The organism is Mycolicibacterium arabiense (genome assembly GCF_010731815.2).
Classification (GTDB): Bacteria; Actinomycetota; Actinomycetes; order Mycobacteriales; family Mycobacteriaceae; genus Mycobacterium; species Mycobacterium arabiense.
Genome location: NZ_AP022593.1, coordinates 127,837 through 148,153 on the forward strand (window position 1 = coordinate 127,837; position 20,317 = coordinate 148,153).

The window sequence follows — 20,317 nt, forward strand, 5'->3', positions numbered from 1 at the left end:
GTGGCCTACTGACGTTCCATGGTCGCCGGCTCCGCGGTGTGCGACAGCGAGTACCACGCCGCCAGTGCGCACGCCGTCGCCAGCAGCACGTGGATCCAGGAGTACATCCCGTGTGAGCCATCGGGTTTGAAGATGACCATGATCCACGTCGAGAACCCGGCGATCACCGCGATCCCGGCCCGGCTCTGAGCCAGCGCCGACAGGATCGCCAGCGGCCAGGTGTAGTACCAGGGGAGCGCGGCAGGCACGAACAGCACGACCACCAGCATGGCCGCCGCGATGCCGGTCAGCGCCTCGCGGTCGTCGTGCCGGTAGCGCCACCACAGCAGTGGCAGCGCGATCGCGATCGTCGCGACGCCGATGATCCGGGTGACTTCGAGCACGGCGTAGAAGTTGACCGGCAGGAACAGCCCTCCGATCACGTTGACCAGGTTCGCCGCGGCGGTCGGGAGCGTGAGCCAGTTGATGATCTTCACCGACCCGGCCAGCGCGGTGAGCCAGCCGAGGCCCACCCCGGCCAGCAGTGAGACCACGGCGAAGACGGCCACGAAGATCGCGGCCGACGCCGCCGTCGCGACCGCGAACGCGCGCACCGGGCCCAACTGCCGTTTCTCGCGCAACCGGTGCATCCACATCCACACCATGAACGGCAGCGCGATGCCCGCGGTCGCCTTCACCGCGACGGCCAGCGCGATCAGCGTGACGCCCCAACCCGGCCGGTCTCCGAGCGTCAGAGCGATGGCGGCCATCATCAGGCCGACCATCAGCATCTCGTTGTGCACGCCACCCATCAGGTGGATGATCACCAGCGGATTGAGCACGCAGATCCACAGCGCCGCAGGGCCGTTGGCACCGATGCGGCGGGCCACCCTGGGCGCCGCCCAGATCAGCAGCACCAGCCCCGGCAGCATGCACAACCGCAGCAGCATCGTGCCCGCGACCACGTGATCGCCGACGATCAGCGTGACGAACTTCGCGATCAGGATGAACGCGGGGCCGTACGGCGCGGTGGTGGTGGTCCAGATCGGGCTGACGTTGTCCAGCAGCGAGTTCACGTTGTCGACCGGCCCCACCGCGTACGGGTCGAGACCGTCGCGCAGCAGGGCCCCCTGCGCCAGGTAGGAGTAGGTGTCGCGGCTGAACACCGGCACGCTCAGCAGCAGCGGTGCCAGCCAGAACCCGGTCGTCGCCACCATCGTGTACTCGGTGACGGTGTGGGCGATGACGCGCCTGCCCAACCACAGCCACGACACCAGCATCACCGCGACGCCGCCCCACAGCAGCAGTGACGACACCACCAGGCCGTGGCCGAACCGCAGCCACGACATGCCCATCGACTCGAGCAGGGGATCGTGCAGGCGCGTGCTGCCTGCGCCGAGCCCCCCGAGGGTGATCAGACACGCGCCGAGGAAGCCCAGGCGTGCCGGTTTGCCGTCGGGGGACCGGATGAAGTCGACGAGGCCCGACACTCCCTTGCGGGGACGGGATTCCGACTCCTGCGTCGGTGCGGAGGACGTGGCCATGGGCGTCAGGCGGACCGGGTCGACGCCAATCTGGCGAGTTCGGAAAGACCGACCTTGGCGTGATCGTCGATCGGTGCGGCAGCGAGGACGTCGAGCCCGCGGTGGGTGAGTTCGGTGATGCGCGTCTCGACGGCGGCCAGTGCGCCGACGGACTCGATGGCCGAACGCAATTCGCGGACCTGGTCGTCGGTCAGCTCGGTGCCGATCGACGTGCGCAGCAGCTTGGCCGCCACCGGGTCGGTCTGGTCGGCGCGTTCGAGGGCCTCGGCGAGCAGCACGGTGCGCTTGCCCGAGCGCAGGTCGTCACCGGAGGGCTTGCCCGTGACGGCGGGATCGCCGAATACGCCGAGGACGTCGTCGCGGAGCTGGAACGCGACGCCGAGGTCGTTGCCCAGCTCGTGGAAGATGGCCTGCACGTCGGGTCGGTCGGCGGCGGCCGCGGCGCCGAACTGCAACGGGCGCGACACCGTGTAGGACGCGGTCTTGAACGTGCAGACGTTCAGCGCCGACGCCACGGTCTCGGCGCGGCTGGACTCTACGGCGATGTCGAGGTACTGGCCGCCGAGGACCTCGGTGCGGATGTCCGACCAGACGCGTCGCACTCGGCGGTACGCGTCCACTGGTAGGTCCGAGGTCGCGACGACGTCGTCGGCCCACACCAGCGACAGGTCGCCCATGAGGATCGCCGCCGAGAGCCCGAACTGCTCTGAGTTGCCGTGCCAGTCGCGGCCTCGGTGCAGGTCGGTGAACAGCATGTGCACCGTCGGCAGCCCGCGCCTGGTGGCCGAGGCGTCGATGACGTCGTCGTGAATGAGTGCGCATGCGTGCAGCAGTTCGAGCGCCGAGACGAGGCGCAGCACGTCGGGCGGCATCGCATCGCTGGCCGTGGCTTCGGGGTCCGCGACGGCACGCCATCCCCAGTACGCGAAGGCCGGTCGCAACCGCTTGCCCCCGCGCAGCACGAACTCCTCGAGTCCGGCGGTCAGTTCGGCGTAGTCCTCGCCTATGTAGGCGGCGTCGCGCCGACGCTCGCTGAGGTACTCGCCCAATCGTTCGGTGACCGCGGCCACCAGTTCCACGGCCGACGGTGCCGCTGCATCCACGCTCAGCGGACGCCCCTTTCTTCGATCGACACCCGTGCACTTGAAGAGTAGAGCCTGCGGCGGGACCTAGCGCGCAGGGTCTTGCGGGTTGGCGAGGACGGGGCTGCGGTCCCTGCTGTTCCACGCCAGGGCACCGATCACCCCGGCGACGAGGAACGAACCGACCGTCAGCCAGATGGCTGCACCGGTGAAGGAGCGCGCGCTCGGATCGGTGTACCGGGCTTGGGCGTTCATGGTGCTGACGACGCCGGGCCGGAGCTTCCACTCGACGATCTCGGTCGACACCTGGTCGCCGTTGGTGGAGGTCACCTCGCCGGGGAACGACACGCTCAGCGAGACGTCGGCCTCGGAATCACTGAGCGACGTCAGGTCGGCACGGCCTTCCAGGATGACGAGATCGCCTGCCCTGCGGAGGTTGATGTCGACGCCCGCGGCGTCGCGGTTCATGCCCGCCAGCTGCGGCAGTTCGGCGAACGTGAGGTCGGAGAACACGGCCTGGGTGCCCACGAAGTCGTCGCGCGAATAGGGCGACACCGACACCTTGTTGCTGAACGGCAACGTGTTGAGCAGCTGCGGTCCCTTGTCGTCGGCGTTGCGGGGTTTCGCGGCCGCGACGATCTGGCCGGAGACCCGGTCGTCGGGCGAGACGGTGATCGAGGCCCGGACCCGCACGCAGCCCGCGGCGGTCGGCACGATGATCAGAAGGAGGAGCAGGGCCAGCAGCCGCTGGCGACGCCTGGCGTGCACCCGGTCATCGTGCCAGACCAGGCGGATCGAGGAGCTCAAAGGGGCAGGCTGCGGCCCAGGATCGCGAACGGACGCGGATCACCGGCGAAGTGGTAGCCGCGGATCACGTCGGCGAATCCCAGTCTGCGGTACAGCCGCCAGGCCCGGTTGGCCTCGCCGTTGATCTCCGGCGTCGACAGCAGTACGTGCGATTCCGTGCGGCCGTCGAGGAGTCGACGGGCCAGCGCCTCGCCGAGGCCGCGACCCTGCGCGCTGGGCCGGATGTGCAGTTCGGTCAGTTCGAAGTAGCTCGTCATCAGGTCGGAGATACGGCCGGCGTCGGTGCCGCCGCGCCGAAGACCTGCGACGACCTGCTGCTGCCACCACTGGTCGGGGGCACCGCAGTAGCCGTAGGCCACGCCGAGCATGGGCGCCGACGCGATGGCCTCGGGGGAGTCGGGCGCTTCGCCGGTGCTGCCGTCGGTCGCCGTCTCGACGACCGCGACCGCCTTCCAACCGTGGCGCCGCGTGTGCTCCAGCCACATCGAGGCACGCTGTTCCTCGGTGCCGCGGGGGTAGCGCATCGCTTCGACGTAGACGGCGAGCGCGTCGCGAAGCCGCCGCTGCATGTCGGCCGGTGACAGGTCGATCAGAAACGTCGCCAACGCCGGTTGCCCTTCACGGTTCGAACTCCGAAATCGTTCTCATCATCGACTGCTCGACGTGGTATCTCGCCCACTCGCAGCGGGCCGTACAATCGAGCATTGAACTAGGTGGTACGGCTCAGATTGACCTCGTATCATCAGTGTTGGGTGTCCGTCGATGCGGGCATACCCGACGTTATACGAGTTCGAACGAACTACGGCCCGCGGCAATTAGGGAGGCACGGATGCCACTCTCCGATCATGAGCAGCGCATGCTCGACCAGATCGAGAGCGCTCTCTACGCCGAGGACCCCAAGTTCGCGTCGAGCGTTCGCGGGGGAAACCTGCGGGCACCCTCGGCGCGGCGCAGGCTCCAGGGCGGAGTGCTGTTCGTGCTCGGACTGGCGCTCCTGGTTGCCGGCATTGCGTTGCGGGCCACGTGGATCGGGAGTCTGCCCGTTCTCTCCGTGGTCGGGTTCATCGTGATGTTCGGTGGCGTGGTGTTCGCGATCACCGGGCCGCGCGTCGCCGGTGGCCGAGACAAGTCGGCACCCGAGACCGGGTCGGCACGGCCCCGCAAGGCCAAGGGTTCGGGCGGTTCCTTCACCAGTCGCATGGAGGACCGGTTCCGCCGCCGGTTCGACGAGTAGTCACCGTCCTCCCGCCACAGGGGTAGCTCCGCAAGGGGCTGCCCCTTTTTTCCATGTCTCGACACGCCGGGCGCACTGCGGCAGCCGGGGCGGAGGGCGTCGTTTCCCCCACCACGCCCCACTTTCGGCTGGAGTCGCCCGAGCTGCGGTTATCCGTCACGAACTGGTCATCGGTGTGCCCACTGCCGGCCGCCAGCCGCGCGTCAGTGGTGGTTGGTGGGGCGGAGGGGAGAACTTGCACCGCGAAGTGGAACAAAGTGGGGGATTGTGGGGTAAAGTGGCGCTCAGCGGAGCGAAAGAGGCTCCGGTACGGCGGGCAGAAGCGCAGCGACTCGGGATTGAACCGGGGGAGGTAGCGGGATGTTTCTCGGCACCTACACGCCAAAGCTCGATGACAAGGGGCGGCTCACGCTGCCCGCCAAGTTCCGCGACGCACTGGCAGGGGGGTTGATGGTCACCAAGAGCCAAGACCACAGCCTCGCCGTGTACCCCCGTGCGGAGTTCGAAGCACTCGCGGAGCGTCTGACGCAGGCATCGCGGAGCAATCCGGAGGCCAGGGCCTACCTGCGAAACCTCGCCGCGGCGACCGACGAACAGCATCCGGACGCCCAAGGCCGGATCACGCTGACGGCCGATCATCGCCGGTACGCGAACCTGACCAAGGAATGCGTGGTCACCGGTTCGATCACGTACCTGGAGATCTGGGACGCCCAAGCCTGGCAGGAATACCAGGCAGCCCACGAAGAGAACTTCTCCGCGGCCAGCGATGAAACTCTGCGCGACATCATCTGATCCGGAGGCCAACCCTGCCGATGCCCGTGTCTCGTGGCCTCTGTCCGAACCGACCCTGACGTACTTCCCCGACGCCAGGTTCGCGATCTCGGACAGGGACCTCGAGACAGGGGCACGACATCTTCTGCGGCGCACTGAGGGGAGGCCGGTTCCGATGCCCGACTCGACTACCGGCCCCGACCGCACGCCGCACGTACCCGTGCTGCTGGACCGCTGCGTCGAACTGCTCACGCCGGCATTGACCCGGCGCAGCCCGGACGGCAGCGGTGCCGTCCTCGTCGACGCCACGCTCGGCGCAGGCGGCCACGCCGAACGCTTCCTCACCGACCTCCCCGGTCTCCGGCTCGTCGGCCTCGACCGCGACCCGTCGGCACTGGCGATCGCAGGGGAGCGGCTCGCGCCCTTCTCCGATCGCGTGCGGTTGGTTCGCACCCGCTACGACGGCTACTGGGACGACCGCAGCGAGGGGGCGATCGACGGCGTGCTGTTCGACCTCGGGGTGTCCTCCATGCAGCTGGACCGGGTCGAGCGCGGCTTCTCCTACTCCCACGACGCGCCGCTGGACATGCGGATGGACCCCGATGCGCCGCTGACCGCCGCCGACATCGTCAACACCTACGACGTGAAGGCCCTGGCCCGGGTCCTGCGTGATTACGGCGACGAGCGCTTCGCCTCCAGGATCGCCGCCGAGATCGGCCGCAGGCGTGCCCGGAACCCGTTGCGCACCACCGGCGAACTGGTCGAGGTGCTGTACGCGTCGATTCCCGCCGCGACCCGCCGCACCGGCGGTCACCCTGGCAAGCGCACCTTCCAGGCGCTGCGCACCGCGGTCAACGGCGAGCTGGACTCGCTGCGCGACGCCCTGCCCGCCTCGCTCGACGCGCTGGCCGTCGGCGGCCGCGTCGTGGTGATGGCCTACCAGTCCCTCGAGGACAAGATCGTCAAGACGGTGTTCACCGCCGCCACGGCGTCTCGTTCACCCGAGGGTCTGCCTGTCGAACTACCGGGCTACGAGCCCGAGTTCGCCTCGCTCACCCGCGGCGCCGAGAAGGCGCCCCAAACGGAGATCGATATGAACCCCCGCAGTGCATCGGTTCGGCTGCGCGCGCTGGAGAAGGTCGTTGGAAGGGAAGTGTCGTGATGGCCAAGCGGAGAGAACCAGTGCGTCGCGGGGGCAAGCAAGGCGACGGCAAGGTGCGCAGGCCGGCCCGTGACGGTGCCGTCGCGCGCCGGGCCGCCGACGCTCCGACCCGAGGCCGCCGGCCGGTGCGCGACCAGCGCCCGCCGCGGTCCAAGGGATCGGGCCCCGGCACCAGCCCGATGCAGCGGCCCACCGACGCGCCGGGACGGCCGAAGAACGCCGCCCAGGCCAAGGCCAGGGCCAAGGCGCGAAAGGCGAAGGCGCCGAAGATCGTCCGGCCGCCGCTGCGCGAGCGGATCCTGATCAGGCTCTCCGCCATCGAATTCAACCCACGCCACCTGGTCAGCCGGGTTCCGTTCGTGGTGCTGGTGATCGGCGCCCTCGGCCTCGGTCTCGGCGTCACGCTGTGGCTGTCGACCGACGCGGCCGAGCGGTCCTACGAACTCGGCCACGCCCGGGAGACGAACCAGGCGCTGCTGCAACAGAAGGAAGCGCTCGAGCGCGACGTGCTCGAAGCCCAGGCCGCCCCTGCGCTCGCGGAGTCGGCGCGCCAGCTCGGCATGATCCCGTCGCGCGATACCGCGCACCTGGTTCAGGACCCGACGGGTGCCTGGATCGTGGTCGGCACGCCGAAGCCGGCCGAGGGCGTTCAGCCCCCGCCGCTCAACGCCCCGATCCCCGAGCCCGGCCCGCCGGCCCCGCCGCCGCCGCCCGCGCCCCGCGTCGTCGAACCGCGTGAGCTGGCCGTGCGAATCCCGGCCCGCCCCGCGACCGCAGCCAACCCGGAGGTCCCGACCGTCGCCTCCGCGCCGCTGCCCGGTGGTGTCCCGGCAGCCAATGGCGCGCCCGACGCGGCGCACCTTCCCATCCCCGAGGCGCCCGCGCTGCCCGGTCCCGCCGTCGAGGCCGCCCCGCCTGCGCCGCCGGCCGCGCCGCCCGCACTGGAGGTCCCGCCGCCCGCTCCGGTCGACCCCGCCGCAGCACCCGTTCCCGGAGCACCGGCATGAGTTGGGGTAGGAAGCGCCGCGCGGTCCCGGTGACCAAGGGCCGCACCGATCAGCCGCACTCGGCCAGGACGCGCCGCGTCCGCGAACCGATTGCCGAGACCGGGCCGCGCAGCTCGTCGTTCGCGTTCCGCCACCGCGCCGGCAACGCCATCATCGCGCTGGTGCTCCTCGTGGCGGGAACCCAGTTGTTCACCCTGCAGGTGCCCCGCGCGGAGGGCCTGCGCGCCGAGGCCGCCGGGCAGCTCAAGGTGACCGACGTCGACAAGGCCGTGCGCGGCAGCATCGTCGACCGCAACGCAGACAAGCTGGCCTTCACCATCGAGGCGAGGGCGCTGACGTTCCAGCCGGTCAAGGTGCAGAAGCAGCTCGCCGACGCCAAGGCCGCCGACCCCTCGGCACCGGATCCGGCCAAGCGGCTCGCCGAGATCGCAGGTGGCGTCTCGGGTCTGCTGGAGGGCAACCCGGACCGGACGACGCTGCTGAAGAAGCTCTCCGGCAAGGAGTCGTTCGTCTACCTCGCGCGCGCAGTCGACCCTGCGGTCGCCGACGCCATCGCGACCAAGTACCCCGAGGTGGGCTACGAACGTCAGGACATCAGGCAGTATCCGGGTGGCTCGCTGGCCGCGAACATCGTCGGCGGCATCGACTGGGACGGCCACGGCCTGCTCGGGCTCGAGGACTCGCTGGACTCCAAGCTGGCGGGCACCGACGGCTCGGTGACCTACGACCGCGGCTCGGACGGCGTCGTCATCCCCGGCAGCTACCGCAACCGGCACGACGCCGTCGACGGCTCCACCGTCCAGCTCACGATCGACGACGACATCCAGTTCTACGTGCAGCAGCAGGTGCAGCAGGCGAAGAACCTGTCGGGCGCCAAGAACGTCTCCGCCGTCGTCCTCGACGCGAAGACCGGCGAGGTGCTCGCCATGTCGAACGACAACACCTTCGACCCCTCGCAGGACCTCGGTAGGCAAGAGGATCGCGAGATGGGCAACCTGTCTGTCACCTCGCCGTTCGAGCCGGGGTCGGTGAACAAGATCATCACCGCCGCGACCGCCATCGAACTCGGGCTGACCAATCCCGACGAGGTGCTGCAGGTGCCCGGGTCGATCGACATGGGCGGCGTCACCGTCGGCGACGCGTGGGCGCACGGCGTGATGCCGTACACCACGACCGGGGTGTTCGGTAAGTCGTCCAACGTCGGCACGCTGATGCTGGCGCAGCGCGTCGGGCCGGAGAAGTGGGCCGAGATGGCCGACAAGTTCGGACTCGGTCAGCGCACCGGCGTCGGACTGCCCGGCGAGAGTTCCGGCCTGGTGCCGCCCATCGACCAGTGGTCCGGCAGCTCGTTCGCCAACCTGCCCCTCGGACAGGGTCTTTCGATGACGCTGCTGCAGATGACCGGCATGTACCAGGCCATCGCCAACGACGGCATGCGCGTCCCGCCGCGGATCATCAAGTCAATCATCGGAGACGACGGCACGCGTGCCGACGAACCCCGTCCCGAGCCGGTGCGCGTCGTATCCGCCGAGACCGCGCGCACGGTGCGGAACATGTTGCGCGCCACCGTCCAGCGCGACCCCCGCGGCATCCAGCAGGGCACCGGCTCCCAAGCCGCGGTCGAGGGTTACCAGATCGCGGGCAAGACGGGCACGGCGCAGCAGATCAACCCGGCCTGCGGCTGCTACTACAGCGACGTCTACTGGATCACCTTCGCGGGCATGGTGCCCTCGAACGACCCCCGCTACGTCGTCGGAGTGATGATGGACCACCCGAGCCGCACCGCCGACGGTCAGCCGGGAACCACGTCGGCCCCGCTGTTCCACAACATCGCGTCGTGGCTGCTGCAGCGCGAGAACGTGCCGCTGTCGCCGGATCCCGGACCGCCACTGGTGCTGCAGGGCTAGAGATCGGGGCCGCCTCCGGCGGGTCGGTACTGTGTCAACGCCATGAATTCGCGTCCTTCGCACCCGGTGGGTGCCGATCTCGAGCACCTGGCGTCGCACGTGGGCGCCACGCTCGTGCCGCGGGAGGGCGACCTGCGGGTATCGGGTGTCACGCTGCGCAGCGGCGACGCCCGCCCCGGTGATCTCTTCGCGGCACTACCCGGCGCATCCGCGCACGGCGCCCGGTTCGTCGACGACGCGCTGGCCCACGGCGCGGTCGCCGTCCTGACCGATGGCGACGGCGCGGGCCAGCTCCAGGGCGTCGACGTCCCCCTGCTCGTGCACGACAGCCCGCGCTCGGTGCTCGGCGAGGTGGCCGCCACCGTGTACGGCCACCCGTCGGAGCGGCTGCGCGTCGTCGGGGTGACGGGAACCTCCGGCAAGACCACGACGACCTACCTGGTCGAGGCCGGACTGCGGGCCGCGGGCCGGGTGGCGGGTCTGATCGGGACCGTCGGCATCCGGATCGACGGCGTCGACGAGCCGAGTGCGTTGACCACGCCCGAGGCGCCCGACCTGCAGGCCTTGCTCGCGGTGATGCTCGAGCGCGGCGTCGACACCGTGGTCATGGAGGTCTCCAGCCACGCGCTCACCCTGGGCCGCGTCGACGCGGTGCACTTCGCCGTCGGTGGCTTCACCAACCTGTCCCGCGACCATCTCGACTTCCACCCCACGATGGAGGACTACCTGAACGCCAAGGCCCGGCTCTTCGACCCCGAATCCGCCACCCACGCAGACGTTTCCGTGGTGTGCATCGACGACGACGCGGGTCGCGTCATCGCCGGGCGGGCGAATAACCCGATCACCGTCGGCATCGACGGGGCCGCCGACTGGCGCGCGGAGTCGATCCGGCCCGTCGGGCACGGCGGCCAGGAGTTCGTCGCCGTCGACCCCGCCGGCGTGCACCATGGCCTGCGGCTCGCGCTGCCCGGCCGCTACAACGTCGCGAACTGTCTGCTCGCGACCGCCCTGCTCGACGCGGTCGACGTGTCGCCCGACCAGGCGGCGCCAGGCCTGCGCAATGCGGCCGTGCCCGGTCGGCTGGAACCCATCGACCGCGGTCAGGACTTCCTCGCCGTGGTGGACTACGCCCACAAGCCCGGTGCGCTGCAGGCGGTGCTGGAGACGCTGCGCCAGCAAATTGGCACAGGCCGTATCGCGGTCGTCTTCGGGGCCGGTGGCAACCGCGACGCCGGCAAGCGCGATCCGATGGGCCGGGTGGCGGCCGAGCTGGCCGACCTCGTCGTCGTGACCGACGACAACCCCCGCGACGAGGACCCGGCGACCATCCGGGCCACGATCGTCTCGGCCGCGCGTGCGGCCGCAGGCCCCGGGACCGACGTCGTCGAGCTGGGTGACCGCCGGGCGGCGATCGACCACGCCGTCGCATGGGCACGCGCCGGAGACGCGGTTCTGGTTGCGGGCAAGGGGCACGAGGCCGGGCAGACCGCGGCCGGCGTGACGAAGCCGTTCGACGATCGCGACGAACTCGCCCGCGCACTCGAGTCGATCGGAGCGCGGCCGTGATCGAGCTGACCGTCGCCGAGATCGCCGACATCGTGGGTGGGGAACTCGCCGACGTGTCGCCGGACGAGGCACGTCGCCTGCGGGTCACGGGCACCGTCGAGTTCGACTCGCGCGCCGTCGCACCGGGCGGGCTGTTCCTCGCACTGCCCGGAGCGCGCGCCGATGGTCACGACTTCGCCGCGGGCGCGGTGGCTGCGGGTGCGGTCGCGGTGCTCGCCGCGCGCCCCGTCGGCGTGCCCGCGATCGTGGTCCGGCCCAGCTCGGTATCGGGGGATCCGGACTCCGGGGTCCTCGAACACGACACCGACGGCTCGGGCGCCGCGGTGCTCGGCGCCCTGGGCAGGCTGGCGGCCGCCGTGGCCGCGCGGCTGGTCGACGGCGGCCTGACGATCGTCGGCGTGACGGGGTCCTCGGGCAAGACGTCGACCAAGGACCTGCTGGCGGCCGTGCTCGAGCCGCTCGGTCAGGTGGTCGCCCCGCCGGGGTCGTTCAACAACGAACTCGGCCATCCGTGGACGGTGCTGCGTGCCACCACCGACACCGACTACCTGATCCTCGAGATGTCGGCGCGCCACCCCGGCAACATCGCCGCACTGGCCGCGATCGCACCGCCGTCGATCGCCGTGGTGCTCAACGTGGGCACCGCGCACCTCGGTGAGTTCGGCTCGCGCGAGGCGATCGCGGCGACGAAATCGGAACTGCCACAAGCGGTTCCGGCGTCCGGCGTGGTCATACTCAACGCCGACGACAAGGCGGTCGCCGCGATGGCCGACGTGACGGCTGCCCGCGTGGTGCGCATCGCCCGTCAGCCGGGCGCGGATCTGTGGGCCGACGACGTCGTCCTCGACGAGCTGGCCCGGCCGCGGTTCACGATGCACTCTGCCGCCGGGTCGGTGCCGGTGCAGCTGGCCGTGCACGGCGATCACCAGGTGTCCAACGCGTTGTGCGCCGCGGCCGTTGCGCTGGAGTGCGGGGCCGATCTGGAACAGGTCGCGACGGCGCTCGCGGGCGCGGGCCCGGTGTCCCGGCGCCGCATGCAGGTGACCACCCGCCCCGACGGCGTGACGGTCGTCAACGACGCCTACAACGCCAATCCGGACTCGATGCGCGCCGGGCTCAAGGCGCTGGCCTGGATGGCGAAGTCGGGTGCGGACGGGGGAGGCGAGCGGCGCCGGAGCTGGGCCGTGCTCGGCGAGATGGCCGAACTCGGTGACGACGCGATCGGTGAACATGACAGCATCGGACGACTGGCCGTGCGGTTGGATGTGTCACGACTGGTCGTCGTGGGAACCGGGAGATCGATGAGCGCCATGCATCACGGGGCCGTCATGGAGGGATCGTGGGGCAGTGAGTCGGTCATGGTCGACGACGCCGATTCCGCGCTCGCACTGCTGCGCGACGAGCTGCGCGAGGGTGACGTGGTGCTGGTGAAGGCCTCCAATTCCGCGGGTCTCGGCGTGCTGGCCGATGCGCTGGCTGGCGATGGGGGAGCCAAACCCGCATGAGGCAGATCCTGATCGCCGTCGGCATCGCGCTGGCGGTGTCGATCCTCTTGACGCCCGTGCTGATCCGGTTGTTCACGCGGCAGGGCTTCGGCCACGAGATCCGCGAGGACGGCCCGCCGAGCCATCACAAGAAGCGCGGCACGCCGTCGATGGGTGGCGTCGCCATCCTCGCGGGCATCTGGGCGGGTTACCTGGGCACGCACCTGGTCGGTCTCGCGCTCGACGGACGGGGCCCGTCTGCGTCGGGCATGCTCGTCCTCGGTCTGGCCACGGCGCTGGGTGCGGTGGGCTTCCTCGACGACCTGATCAAGATTCGGCGCTCCCGCAACCTCGGCCTGAACAAGACCGCCAAGACCGTCGGCCAGCTGGTCGCGGCGGTGCTGTTCGGCGTGCTCTGTCTGCAGTTCCGCAACGCCGACGGCGTGACGCCCGGCAGTCCCGAACTCTCGTACGTCCGCGAGATCGCGACCGTGACGCTGGCGCCCGCGGTGTTCGTGCTGTTCGTGGTGGTTCTGGTCAGTGCCTGGTCGAACGCCGTGAACTTCACCGACGGACTCGACGGTCTGGCGGCCGGCGCGATGGCGATGGTCACCGCGGCGTACGTGATCATCACGTTCTGGCAGTTCCGCAACGCATGCGCCACCAGCCCCGGGCTGGGTTGCTACAACGTGCGCGATCCGCTGGACCTGGCGCTGGTGGCCGCGGCGACCGCTGGCGCGTGCATCGGCTTCCTGTGGTGGAACGCCGCGCCCGCCAAGATCTTCATGGGCGACACGGGGTCGCTGGCGCTGGGCGGGATCATCGCCGGGCTGTCGGTCACCAGTCGTACCGAGACGCTCGCGATCGTGCTGGGCGCTCTGTTCGTCGCCGAGGTGACGTCGGTGGTCGTGCAGATCCTGGCGTTCCGCACGACCGGGCGCCGGGTGTTCCGGATGGCGCCTTTCCACCACCACTTCGAGCTGGTCGGGTGGGCTGAGACGACGGTCATCATCCGGTTCTGGCTGCTCACCGCGATTGCGTGCGGTCTGGGCGTCGCGCTGTTCTACAGCGAATGGCTGACTGCCGTCGGGGGCTGACCGCAGCGAACTCCGACCCGCTTTCGCGACACGCGCCGGATGTCCGACCCATCGAGCGTGTGACAGGGGAGGATTTTGGGGTGCTTGCGACAGATGAGTCATGTGATGCAGGTGTGACTCGAGTCGCACGGCCAGCGGGGTGGGCGTGACAGCGCTCCTGACCCGGCTGAAGCTGCGCCGGAAGCCTGACGCGACCGCGAATGCGGGCAGCGTCACCGCGCGGGCCGAATCGGCTCCGCAGGCGCCGCGTACCCGGTTCGGCGCCTGGCTGGAACGACCCATGACGTCATTTCACCTGATCATCGCGGTGGCGGCTCTGTTGGTCACGCTCGGACTGATCATGGTGCTGTCCGCGTCGGGAGTGCACTCCTACGACGAGGACGGCACGCCATGGGCCATCTTCGGCAAGCAGGTGCTGTGGACCTGCGTCGGCCTCGTCGCGTTCTACATCGCCATCCGGATGCCGATCAGCCTGATGCGCCGGCTGGCGTTCCCCGGCTTCGTCTTCACGATCATCCTGCTGATCCTGGTGCTCATCCCCGGCATCGGTACGTTGTCGAACGGCTCCCGCGGGTGGTTCGTCGTGGCCGGTTTCTCGATGCAGCCGTCGGAGCTGGCGAAGATCGCGTTCGCGATCTGGGGCGCACATCTGCTGGCCAGCCGGCGCATGGAACGCGCGTCGCTCAAGGAGATGCTGTTCCCGCTGGTGCCCGGCGCCGTGCTCGCGCTGCTGCTGATCGTGCTGCAGCCCGACCTCGGGCAGACCGTGTCGCTGGGCATCATCCTGCTCGGCCTGCTCTGGTACGCGGGCCTGCCGCTGCGGGTGTTCCTGAGTTCGCTCGGCGCGGTCGTCGTCGCGGCGGGCGTCCTGGCGATGTCGGCCGGCTACCGGTCGGCGCGCGTGCAGTCGTGGCTCAACCCCGCCGCAGACGGCCAGGGCGCCGGTTACCAGTCACGGCAGGCGCGGTTCGCCCTGGCCAACGGTGGCTTCTTCGGTGACGGGCTCGGGCAGGGCACCGCGAAGTGGAACTACCTGCCCAACGCCCACAACGACTTCATCTTCGCCATCATCGGCGAGGAACTCGGCTTCGTCGGCGCGGGCGGCCTACTGCTGCTGTTCGGTTTGTTCGCCTACACCGGCATGCGCATCGCCCGCCGCTCGGCCGACCCCTTCCTGCGCCTGCTCACCGCGACGACCACGCTGTGGGTCCTCGGGCAGGCGTTCATCAACATCGGCTACGTCGTCGGCCTGCTCCCGGTGACCGGTCTGCAGCTGCCATTGATCTCCGCGGGCGGCACGTCGACGGCCACGACGCTGTTCATGATCGGCTTCATCGCCAACGCCGCGCGACACGAACCCGAGGCGTGCGCTGCGCTGCGGGCAGGCCGCGACGACCGGATGAACCGAATGCTGCGGCTGCCGTTGCCCGAGCCGTACGTGCCCAGTCGCATCGAGGCGGTCCGCGACCGCCTGCGGACCAAGCCGAAGCCGCCGAAGGCTCCTGCGAAGCGCGTGGCGAAGGCACCCGCATCGAGGGCGGGCGCCAAGGCGCAGCCGAAGGTCAAGCCGAAGTCCGCCAAGGCCGCCAGGTCCGCGCAGGCCAAGGCGAGGGCGGGCACGCGGGACAAGCCGGCCCGCGACGACCGCAGACGAACCGCGCAGGCGGCCGACCGACGCGAGGGCGGCGCAGTGCATAGTGGAGGCCGTCAACGCCAACCGAGCCGTCGGGCTCGCCCATTGGAAGGCCAGCGTTACGGGTGAACGGACCCGCCACTCCCGGCCCCCGGGAGCAGTCCGCGACAGCGCGGATGGACGGTAGCGACCGGGGGATATCAGTCGTGCTCGCCGGCGGCGGCACCGCTGGACACATCGAGCCCGCGATGGCCGTCGCCGACGCCCTCGTCGCGCTGGACCCCGAGGTCAGGATCACCGCGTTGGGCACCCACCGCGGTCTGGAGACCAAACTCGTCCCCGAGCGCGGCTACGACCTGCGGCTGATCACCCCGGTGCCGTTCCCGCGCAAGCCGACCGGCGACCTGCTGCGCCTGCCCCTGCGCGTCCAACAGGCCGTCCGCGAGACCCGCGCCGTGCTCACCGGAGTCGGCGCCGACGTGGTGATCGGCTTCGGCGGTTACGTCGCCCTGCCCGCCTACCTGGCCGCCCGCGGCGGCGCGGGCCGCCGCCGGGCCGTCCCCGTCGTCATCCACGAGGCGAACGCCACCGCGGGCTGGGCCAACCGGGTGGGCGCGCGGACCGCGCGGCGCGTGCTCTCGGCCGTTCCCGATCCCGGGTTGGGCCGCGTCGAAGTGGTCGGGGTGCCGGTCCGGCACGCGATCACCACGCTCGACCGCGCCGCGTTGCGCAGCGAGGCCCGCGCGCACTTCGGATTCTCCGACGACGACCGCGTGCTGCTGGTGTTCGGCGGGTCACAGGGCGCCCAGTCGATCAACCGGGCGGTCTCCGGTGCAGCCGAAGCCCTTGCCGCAGCCGGGGTTTCGGTGCTGCACGCCCACGGGCCCAAGAACGTACTCGACCTCGCACCGTCGGCGCCTGGCGACCCGCCGTACGTGGCGGTGCCGTACCTGAGCCGGATGGACCTGGCGTACGCCGCTGCCGACCTGGCGATCTGCCGGTCCGGCGCGATGACCGTGGCCGAGGTGAGCGCCGTCGGGCTGCCCGCCATCTACGTCCCGCTGCCGATCGGCAACGGCGAGCAGCGGCTCAACGCCCTGCCGGTGGTCGAGGCGGGCGGCGGGATGGTGGTCGACGACGCCGACCTCACCCCGGCGTTCGTCGCCTCCACGGTCTCCGGGCTGATGTCCGACGAGCAGCGGCTGACCGCGATGACGTCGGCGGCCGCGCTGGCCGGACACCGGGATGCCGCGCAGCGCGTCGCCGAGGTCGCGCTGGCGCTCGCGCGCGAGGCCAGGGCGGCCGCGCGATGACCGCCCGGGAGCTACCCCCGGAGCTGCGGCGCGTGCACATGGTCGGCATCGGCGGCGCGGGCATGTCGGGCATCGCGCGGATCCTGTTGGACCGCGGTGGCCAGGTGTCGGGTTCGGACGCCAAGGAGTCCAGGGGACTGGCCGCGCTGCGGGCCAGGGGCGCCCAGGTCCGGGTCGGTCACGACGCGGCGGCGCTGGACATGCTCGAAGGCGGGCCGACCGCGCTGGTCAGCACCCACGCGGCGATCCCGAAGGACAACCCAGAACTCGTCGAGGCTCGGCGCCGCGGAATCCCGGTGATCATGCGGCCCGCGGTGCTGGCCCGGCTGATGGACGGCTACACCACCGTGCTGGTCAGCGGCACGCACGGCAAGACCACCACGACGTCGATGGTCATCGTGGCGTTGCAGCGCGGCGGGTTCGACCCGTCGTTCGCGGTGGGCGGGGATCTCGGCCAGGCAGGCACCAACGCCCATCACGGCAGCGGGGACGTCTTCGTCGCCGAGGCCGACGAGAGCGACGGTTCCCTGCTGCAGTACGCACCGGACGTGGCCGTGGTGACCAACGTCGAGGCCGATCACCTCGACTTCTTCGGCACCGAGGAGGCCTACTCCCGCGTGTTCGACGACTTCGTCGCGCGCATCGTCCCCGGCGGCGTCTTGGTGGCCTGCACCGACGACCCGGGCGCCGCCGCGCTCGCCGAACGGTCCCGCGCCCTCGGCGTGCGGGTGCTGACCTACGGCAGCAGCGGATCCGACCTCGCCGCCACGCTGCTGGACTGGACGCAGCAGGGGACCGGTGGCGTCGCGACGATCCAGCTCGCCGGCGAGTCTCATCCACGCGGCATGCGGCTCGCGGTGCCCGGCAGGCACATGGCCCAGAACGCGCTCGGCGCACTGCTCGCCGCGCGGGAGGCCGGGGCCGACGTCGGCACGGTGCTCGACGGGCTGGCCGGGTTCGAGGGCGTCCGGCGCCGCTTCGAAGCCGTGGGCACCGCCGCGGGCGTCCGCGTCTTCGACGACTACGCGCACCATCCCACCGAGGTGCGCGCGACGCTCGACGCCGTGCGCTCCGTCGCCGGCGACGCGCGGTCGATCGTCGTGTTCCAGCCGCACCTGTACTCGCGGACCGAGGCGTTCGCCCGCGAGTTCGGCGAGGCGCTCAGCCTCGCCGACGAGGTGTTCGTGCTGGACGTCTACGCCGCGCGGGAGCAACCGCTGCCGGGTGTCAGCGGTGCGACGGTCGCCGAACACACCAGCGTGAAGACGCATTACGTGCCGGACTTCTCCGCGGTCGCCGAGCGCGTGGCCAGTGTGTCGCGGCCCGGCGACGTCGTGGTGACGATGGGCGCGGGCGACGTCACCCTGCTCGGGCAGGAGATCCTGGCGGCACTCACCGACCGGGCCCGGCAGCCGTGACCGGTCCCGACGACCATGCGTCCGAGGTACCCGAGCCGGCCCCCGTCGCAGAGGCGCCTCCCGACGCGGCCCCGCACGCGGACCCGGATGTCGACTCCGACGGGGACGACGGCGAGGACTTCGAAGGGCCGCGCCGCCGGGCGCGCAGGGAGCGCGAGGAGCGCCGTGCCGCCCAGGACAGGGCGACCGCGATCGAGAACGCGCGCCGCGAGGCGAAGCGGCGGGTCGAGGGCAAGCCGCCCGAGCAGGCCAAGCGTCCCGCCCGTGGACTGATCCGCGGATTGAAGGCACTGCTGTGGTCGGCGCTGGTGAGCGTGATCGCCGTCGGCCTCGGGCTGCTGCTGTACTTCACGCCGATCATGGCGGCCAGGTCGACGGTGATCGTCGGGCTGAACACGATCTCCCAGGAGGAGATCCTGCAGGCCGCCGCCGTCGTGCCCGACACCCCGCTGTTGCAGATCGACACCGACGCGGTGGCCGAACGGGTCGCCACCATCCGCAGGGTGGCCAGCGCGCGGGTGCAGCGCGAGTATCCGTCGACGCTGCGGATCACGATCGTGGAGCGGGTGCCGGTCGTGGTCAAGGACTATCCCGACGGGCCGCACCTGTTCGATCGCGACGGCGTCGACTTCGCCACCGACACACCGCCTCTCGGCCTGCCGTACCTCGATGCCGACAATCCCGGTCCCACCGACGCGCCGACCAAGGCCGCGCTGCAGGTGCTGCTCGCGTTGCGACCGGAGGTCGCGGGGCAGGTCGGTCGCATCGCGGCGCCCTCGGTGGCGTCGATCACGCTGACCTTGATCGACGGTCGCGAGGTCATCTGGGGGACCACCGACCGCACGGAGGAGAAGGCGCTCAAGCTCGGTGCGCTGCTGACTCAACCGGGCCGCACCTACGACGTGTCGAGTCCGGATCTGCCCACCGTCAAGTGACGTGCCGTGCCCGGCATCGGAAAAAGACGCGAAACACACGAACACGTCGGCGCGCCTGCGCGGATCGTTGTCGAGTGAGCCCTACCGTTCTGTTCGTACGGCACTACTTGACATAACTCTAAGCCTGTGGTTGAGGTTGAGGGTTTGACTCGAGGGGTACCGACGGACATGTAGGCACATTCAGGAGGAAGGCGACCGCAATGACGCCCCCGCACAACTATCTCGCCGTCATCAAGGTGGTCGGCATCGGTGGCGGCGGCGTGAATGCCGTCAACCGGATGATCGAACAGGGCCTCAAGGGCGTCGAGTTCATCGCGATCAACACCGACGCCCAGGCGCTGTTGATGAGTGATGCCGACGTCAAGCTCGACGTCGGCCGCGACTCCACCAGGGGTCTCGGTGCAGGCGCCGACCCCGAGGTCGGACGCAAGGCTGCCGAGGACGCCAAGGACGACATCGAGGAGCTGCTCCGCGGCGCCGACATGGTGTTCGTCACCGCGGGCGAGGGTGGTGGCACCGGAACCGGCGGCGCGCCCGTCGTCGCGACCATCGCGCGCAAGCTCGGTGCGCTGACCGTCGGCGTCGTCACCCGGCCGTTCTCGTTCGAGGGCAAGCGGCGGTCCAACCAGGCGGAAGCCGGCATCACCTCGCTGCGCGAGAGCTGCGACACGCTGATCGTGATCCCCAACGACCGCCTGCTGCAGATGGGCGACGCGGCCGTCTCGCTGATGGACGCGTTCCGCAGTGCCGACGAGGTCCTGCTGAACGGCGTGCAGGGCATCACCGACCTGATCACCACGCCCGGCCTGATCAACGTCGACTTCGCCGACGTCAAGGGCGTCATGAGCGGCGCGGGCACCGCCCTGATGGGCATCGGGTCCGCGCGCGGCGACGGGCGGGCGCTCAAGGCCGCCGAGATCGCCATCAACTCACCACTTCTCGAGCAGTCCATGGAGGGTGCTCAAGGCGTGTTGCTGTCGGTGGCAGGCGGCAGCGACCTCGGCCTCTTCGAGATCAACGAGGCCGCGTCGCTGGTGCAGGACTCCGCACACCAGGACGCGAACATCATCTTCGGAACCGTCATCGACGACTCGCTCGGCGACGAGGTCCGGGTCACGGTGATCGCGGCGGGATTCGACGCGGCGGGGCCCAGTCGCGCCCCGGTCACCGGCACCCCCGGCCAGCCGATCGCGCCCGGCCGGGCGGGCAAGGTCACCTCGCCCTTCGTCGAGTCGACCGATCCCGCCGCCGTCCCGGTGCACACCAACGGGGCGACGGTCAGCATCGGTGGCGGTCGCGACGACGGCATCGCCGACGACGACGTCGACGTGCCGCCGTTCATGCGGCACTGAGCGCGCCCAGCTCGATCCCGGATACT

Annotated in this window: 17 protein-coding genes; 13 read left to right on the forward strand and 4 right to left on the reverse strand. The window is 70.6% G+C overall.

The features are described 5' to 3' along the window. Positions 1-5: 5 nt before the first annotated feature. From G6N61_RS02230 to G6N61_RS02245, 4 genes are all read right to left on the reverse strand, one after another. Complete coding sequence (locus G6N61_RS02230) at positions 6-1,523, reverse strand: alpha-(1->6)-mannopyranosyltransferase A (RefSeq protein ID WP_163916929.1); 1,518 nt, start codon at positions 1,521-1,523, stop codon at positions 6-8. Between the two features lie 5 nt (positions 1,524-1,528). Next, the gene (gene idsA2 / locus G6N61_RS02235; RefSeq protein ID WP_163916932.1) at positions 1,529-2,626 is read right to left on the reverse strand and encodes a bifunctional (2E,6E)-farnesyl/geranyl diphosphate synthase; all 1,098 of its coding nucleotides are present in this window, start codon (positions 2,624-2,626) and stop codon (positions 1,529-1,531) included. Positions 2,627-2,692: 66 nt separating this feature from the next. Continuing rightward, positions 2,693-3,412, reverse strand: a complete 720-nt coding sequence (locus G6N61_RS02240) for an LppM family (lipo)protein (protein ID WP_276078811.1) — start codon at positions 3,410-3,412, stop codon at positions 2,693-2,695. After that, positions 3,409-4,017 (reverse strand): GNAT family N-acetyltransferase, encoded by a 609-nt coding sequence (locus G6N61_RS02245; RefSeq protein WP_163916933.1) that lies wholly within the window; start codon positions 4,015-4,017, stop codon positions 3,409-3,411. Before G6N61_RS02245 ends, G6N61_RS02240 begins: the two co-directional genes overlap by 4 nt. A gap of 224 nt (positions 4,018-4,241) precedes the next feature. Here G6N61_RS02245 and G6N61_RS02250 point away from each other — a divergent pair, with 224 nt between their 5' ends. The 13 genes from G6N61_RS02250 (at position 4,242) to ftsZ (ending at position 20,291) form a co-directional block, all read left to right on the forward strand. Further along, positions 4,242-4,646 (forward strand): SCO2097 family morphological protein, encoded by a 405-nt coding sequence (locus G6N61_RS02250; protein ID WP_163916935.1) that lies wholly within the window; start codon positions 4,242-4,244, stop codon positions 4,644-4,646. A gap of 360 nt (positions 4,647-5,006) precedes the next feature. Next, the gene (mraZ, locus tag G6N61_RS02255) at positions 5,007-5,438 is read left to right on the forward strand and encodes a division/cell wall cluster transcriptional repressor MraZ (RefSeq protein ID WP_163916937.1); all 432 of its coding nucleotides are present in this window, start codon (positions 5,007-5,009) and stop codon (positions 5,436-5,438) included. Beyond that, positions 5,413-6,579 (forward strand): 16S rRNA (cytosine(1402)-N(4))-methyltransferase RsmH, encoded by a 1,167-nt coding sequence (gene rsmH, locus G6N61_RS02260; protein WP_163916939.1) that lies wholly within the window; start codon positions 5,413-5,415, stop codon positions 6,577-6,579. Before mraZ ends, rsmH begins: the two co-directional genes overlap by 26 nt. After that, a complete protein-coding gene (locus tag G6N61_RS02265; protein ID WP_163916941.1) occupies positions 6,579-7,586 on the forward strand; it encodes a cell division protein FtsL in 1,008 nt (335 codons plus the stop codon). The genes rsmH and G6N61_RS02265 overlap by 1 nt, the downstream gene beginning before the upstream one ends. Next, positions 7,583-9,493 (forward strand): peptidoglycan D,D-transpeptidase FtsI family protein, encoded by a 1,911-nt coding sequence (locus G6N61_RS02270; RefSeq protein ID WP_163916944.1) that lies wholly within the window; start codon positions 7,583-7,585, stop codon positions 9,491-9,493. The genes G6N61_RS02265 and G6N61_RS02270 overlap by 4 nt, the downstream gene beginning before the upstream one ends. Before the next feature lie 42 nt (positions 9,494-9,535). Next, positions 9,536-11,059, forward strand: a complete 1,524-nt coding sequence (locus G6N61_RS02275; protein ID WP_163916946.1) for a UDP-N-acetylmuramoyl-L-alanyl-D-glutamate--2,6-diaminopimelate ligase — start codon at positions 9,536-9,538, stop codon at positions 11,057-11,059. Then, a complete protein-coding gene (locus G6N61_RS02280) occupies positions 11,056-12,564 on the forward strand; it encodes a UDP-N-acetylmuramoyl-tripeptide--D-alanyl-D-alanine ligase (RefSeq protein WP_163916948.1) in 1,509 nt (502 codons plus the stop codon). Before G6N61_RS02275 ends, G6N61_RS02280 begins: the two co-directional genes overlap by 4 nt. Then, positions 12,561-13,640: a phospho-N-acetylmuramoyl-pentapeptide-transferase gene (gene mraY, locus G6N61_RS02285; RefSeq protein ID WP_163916950.1), complete on the forward strand. Its 1,080-nt coding sequence runs from the start codon at positions 12,561-12,563 to the stop codon at positions 13,638-13,640. Before G6N61_RS02280 ends, mraY begins: the two co-directional genes overlap by 4 nt. A gap of 145 nt (positions 13,641-13,785) precedes the next feature. Beyond that, positions 13,786-15,402, forward strand: a complete 1,617-nt coding sequence (gene ftsW / locus G6N61_RS02290) for a putative lipid II flippase FtsW (RefSeq protein WP_235887373.1) — start codon at positions 13,786-13,788, stop codon at positions 15,400-15,402. Positions 15,403-15,449: 47 nt separating this feature from the next. Continuing rightward, positions 15,450-16,586 (forward strand): undecaprenyldiphospho-muramoylpentapeptide beta-N-acetylglucosaminyltransferase, encoded by a 1,137-nt coding sequence (murG, locus tag G6N61_RS02295; protein WP_163924541.1) that lies wholly within the window; start codon positions 15,450-15,452, stop codon positions 16,584-16,586. Further along, on the forward strand, positions 16,583-18,004 hold the full coding sequence (gene murC / locus G6N61_RS02300; RefSeq protein ID WP_163916952.1) for a UDP-N-acetylmuramate--L-alanine ligase: 1,422 nt from the start codon (positions 16,583-16,585) through the stop codon (positions 18,002-18,004). The genes murG and murC overlap by 4 nt, the downstream gene beginning before the upstream one ends. Next, a complete protein-coding gene (locus G6N61_RS02305) occupies positions 18,001-18,939 on the forward strand; it encodes a cell division protein FtsQ/DivIB (protein ID WP_163916954.1) in 939 nt (312 codons plus the stop codon). The genes murC and G6N61_RS02305 overlap by 4 nt, the downstream gene beginning before the upstream one ends. A 200-nt stretch (positions 18,940-19,139) precedes the next feature. After that, positions 19,140-20,291 carry a cell division protein FtsZ gene (gene ftsZ / locus G6N61_RS02310; RefSeq protein ID WP_163916957.1) on the forward strand — a complete coding sequence of 384 codons (1,152 nt, stop codon included), beginning with the start codon at positions 19,140-19,142 and terminating at the stop codon, positions 20,289-20,291. Positions 20,292-20,317: the final 26 nt, after the last annotated feature.